The sequence below is a fragment of the Microcystis sp. M090S1 genome (assembly GCF_020246295.1).
GTDB lineage: Bacteria > Cyanobacteriota > Cyanobacteriia > Cyanobacteriales > Microcystaceae > Microcystis > Microcystis aeruginosa.
Genome location: NZ_JADBTF010000077.1, coordinates 1 through 4,096 on the forward strand (window position 1 = coordinate 1; position 4,096 = coordinate 4,096).

The 4,096-nt window shown below is 42.8% G+C and carries 2 protein-coding genes; one reads left to right on the top strand and one right to left on the bottom strand.

All coding sequences use genetic code 11. From position 1 onward, the window contains the following. The first annotated feature begins 547 nt into the window (after nucleotides 1–547). Nucleotides 548–1,801 (top strand): competence/damage-inducible protein A, encoded by a 1,254-nt coding sequence (locus IM477_RS03465; RefSeq protein WP_287730539.1) that lies wholly within the window; start codon nucleotides 548–550, stop codon nucleotides 1,799–1,801. A gap of 411 nt (nucleotides 1,802–2,212) precedes the next feature. On the opposite strand, the gene IM477_RS03470 is transcribed toward IM477_RS03465, so the two are convergent. Further along, the gene (locus tag IM477_RS03470; RefSeq protein WP_287730540.1) at nucleotides 2,213–3,808 is read right to left on the bottom strand and encodes an Hsp70 family protein; all 1,596 of its coding nucleotides are present in this window, start codon (nucleotides 3,806–3,808) and stop codon (nucleotides 2,213–2,215) included. Nucleotides 3,809–4,096 lie beyond the last annotated feature (288 nt).

Here is a 4,096-nt window from a genome sequence, read left to right on the forward strand (position 1 = left end):
AAATCGGGTCTAAAACCTCGCCTTAAGGCGAAAAGTTTTTGGAGCGGGGCATAAATCCCCGTTACAAAAACGGCCTCCTGCCCCCTGCCTCCTGCCTCCTGCCTCCGTTAAGATCAATTATTGTTATATAAGGGAATAATGCGCTGATTTTACGTTTGCTCATAGGTAGTGATACTAAATCTGGTTATTAAAAGTGGCATTTAATAAACCTCTTGCATAATTAATTTTTGACGCTTCAAAAACGGCAAAAACAAGGATTAAATTACATAAAGTCTGTAAATAGACCGTTTAATTGATTATTATTCATTCTTAATTCTCCTGACTCCTGACGACCGGCTACTGACTCCTAACCCTAACAACAATTTTTGATTTTTACCAGAGGTCTAATATACAAGACCTTGATTGTTGATAGCTTACTGGTATAATGTTGGAGCGCACTGGTATTGTTAACTTCCATGACCATCGTTACCGAAACCCGATTGAACTGTGGTGACAGAAGATAAGTTGATGATCAAAATTGAAAATCTTAAGCTAATTGCTAAAAATTATGGCCGCTGAAATTATTTGTGTAGGAACGGAATTATTATTAGGGGATATAGTTAATACTAACGCCCAATATTTAGCCCTAGAATTGGCAAAATTAGGCATTCCCCATTATTATCAAACGGTGGTGGGGGATAATGTAGAAAGACTGAAAAAAGTGATCGCTATTGCCCGAGAACGTTCTTCAATTTTAATTTTTACTGGCGGACTCGGACCGACTCCCGACGATTTAACTACAGAAACAATCGCCGATTTTTTCCAAACGCCCCTCAGGGAAGATCAGGAGATTTTAGCAGAAATCGAGGCTAAATTTACGAGCTTAGGGCGAGAAATGCCTCCTAGTAACAGTAAACAGGCTTTAATACCCATGGGAGCCGATTTTTTGCCAAATCCGACGGGAACCGCCCCTGGCATGATCTGGCAACCACAGACTAACGTGACTATTCTCACTTTCCCCGGAGTACCCTCAGAAATGAAGAGAATGTGGGTAGAAACGGCGATTCCTTACCTAGAAAGTCAAGGATGGGGCAAAGAGAGGATTTATAGTCGTTACCTCAAATTTCGCGGTATCGGTGAGTCAGCTTTAGCGGAAAAAGTTGCCCATTTATTTGATCTGACTAATCCCACCGTTGCCCCCTATGCTAGTTTAGGCGAAGTGCGTTTGCGAATTGCGACCAAAGCCCCTTCTTTAGAGGCTGCTTTGCAGGTAATTGAACCGGTAGCGACGGAAATTAAGGAAATCGCCGGATTAGATTATTTTGGGGCTGATGATGATACTTTACCTGCGGTGGTGGGGGAACTTTTGCGGCGGCAAAAACAAACTTTGAGTGTGGCAGAATCCTGTACTGGAGGGGGATTAGGGGAAATTATCACCCAAATCGCCGGCAGTTCCGATTATTTTGGGGGTGGGGTTATTTCCTACGATAATCGGGTAAAAGTTGCCCTCTTAGACGTAAATGAAGGGGATTTAAATAATTTCGGGGCTGTCAGTGCCATTATTGCCCAACAGATGGCGCTAGGGGTGCAAAAACGCCTCGCTACGGATTGGGGGATCAGTATCACGGGTATTGCCGGACCAGGAGGAGGCAGTGAGACAAAACCCGTGGGCCTAGTTTATATCGGTTTAGCCAGTCCTGAGGGAAATGTTACCGTATCAGAGCATCGTTTCGGAGAAAATCGAGATCGCTTGACAATTCGCCAGATTAGTGCTTATACCGCCCTTGATCGCCTACGCCGGAATTTATTAACAATATCTTAAAAAAGAATTGCCAAGAATATATACTCAGACTAAAAAGTTATGTTAAGCTTAATATAAATACAAGATATAGATTCCCCCGCTCGTCAGATTTAACAGCCAAACGATGAAAATTAGTTAAAATTCTCTAGAATCAAGCTGTTGCGGGGATCAATCGACGAAAACTCATAGCTAGTATCTCAAAGGAGCCATTTGGTCAATGGACTATTTAGATGAAGTGATAGACAAGTTGAGAGAATGGGCGCGCAAACTGATCGAGAGTGTTTTTGGTCCGGAACCCGAACCCGAACCCGAACTGATCCCGATCCCCGTGCGCGATCACAGTCGATAAAGCCACCGGTAAAACAGAATATTGCGATAATATCAGTGCAAACTTACTATGAGTCTGCACTTGATTTTTAGGTGAAGCCAAGTCTAGCTTAATTTGGTGACGATTTGATTATTTAGTAACAATTCTTGACTGAGTAAATCTTCCACATTAATCCGCAGAAAACACTGATCATCAATCCAGAACTGCACTTTAATGCGATCTTTGCCCCGCAAACCTAAAGGAGCGAGTTGAGCGATCGATCGGGCCCCCTCGCGATCATTTAAGGGTTGGACGCTAGTTTCTCCATTACCGAGGGAACGAGTAATTAATTTATCACCATCAAAATAGACCTCGATCGCCCCCCTTTCTGTGCCCAATTCGCCGATAATTAATTCAATGCTAGGTTGATTGTCCACGGAAGCACCTAGGACTAATTCCAGGGGTTTTTCCATGGGATAGGGTTGTCCAGAGTTAATAATCGGATGCCAAGCGTGGGCATTTTGGCGACGATTCCAGTAACGAATCCCGTAGCTATGATAGAGAAAATCTTTGACTTGATAACCTTGGGCTAATTGTAACGCTCCCAAAGCGATCGCTTCAAAGGGTCGATCCTCTTTAATTTTACTACTATCAAAATACTGTCGCACCCAATCTTTTACCGCCGGAATTTGGACGGTTCCCCCGACTAATAACACCGCATCGATATCGCTAACTTCAACTCCATTGCGTCTTCCCTGTTGCAAAACTCCCGTCATTAAATCATCTAATTGATGAAAAAAGTTTTGTTGTTGGAGAATATCAGTCAATTGTTCTCGATCCAAGCTTAACTCGTAACTCTCGAAATTTTCCTCATCAAAATATACCTCCTCGGCGGTTAATTGGGAAGAAAGTTTAATTTTTAATCTTTCTGCTAGACGAGTAGTCAGGGAAGTTTTCGCTAAAGATTGCTTTTGGGCAAAATAATCGACGATCCAATCATCGATATCTGACCCCCCTAAATTTGTCCCCGCCTTGGCTAAAACTCTCGCTAGTTTAGTTTTTTGGGCAGAATTATTGCCTAAAAGTTTTTCTCCCCACTTGAGAATAAAACCTTGATTTTTTTGAGGATTATCTAAATCTAATTGTACCAAAGAAAGATCGAGAGTGCCACCGCCAAAATCTACCACTAAAATCACTTGATCCCCAGTGGTTCCATAACCCAAAGCGGCGGCCGTAGGTTCATCAATTAGTCGAATTTGTTCGATTTCCCACCCCTGACAAACATTGCTTAACCAATTGCGGTAACTTTCAAAACTATCGACGGGGACGGTTAAAACTAGAGATTGGGGGGTTTCCGGGGCGGTGTTTTTTAAGTGGTCGATGATGCTATCGAGAAACCATTGGCCAACCCCCTCGAAGCTGAGGACAGTTTCCTCTAATTCCGGTAAAAATCCTTGAATTTTTGCCCCGATACCTCGTTTAAAGCGACGAAAAAAACGCGGATCTCGATCGATATCTAAACCCCGATCCCGTACCGCTTGACCGGCAATTACTTGCAGGGGATTGGCTGATTTAATATAGAGTAAACTGGGAATTAGGGGGGGATTGTCGACTATTTGTTGGGATAACTCCGATAATTTGACGGTTTCGGCCCTATTTGTCGCCCCATTCCAACGAGTAATGACGGTATTACTGGTTCCGAAATCAATAGCGTAGAACACGATCGATGGTTTTTAGGTAAATTTAGTTAATTATTCGCTATTGTAACCTGTTATTTATTGAACCCGCCCGATCGAGGTGGAAGCTTCCCCAAAAAATAGGGAATTTGGTCAGCGCAAGCTAAAGAAGTCTGAGCAAAAACTTGACAAATAATCTTTAATAGTATATTTGACATCCTCACCGCCGTAAACGGACGGTGATTCCCAAACCTCACGATTTAGGTTTCTGCTTCTGTCCCGAAGGATTTTTCGCACCTGCCTTAACAGATTTACTCTGTTCTGGTCTTATGG

Excerpts from the sequence above, each read along its gene's own strand:
- IM477_RS03465 (WP_287730539.1), top strand. The coding sequence starts at position 548 with ATGGCCGCTGAAATTATTTGTGTAGGAACGGAATTATTATTAGGGGAT.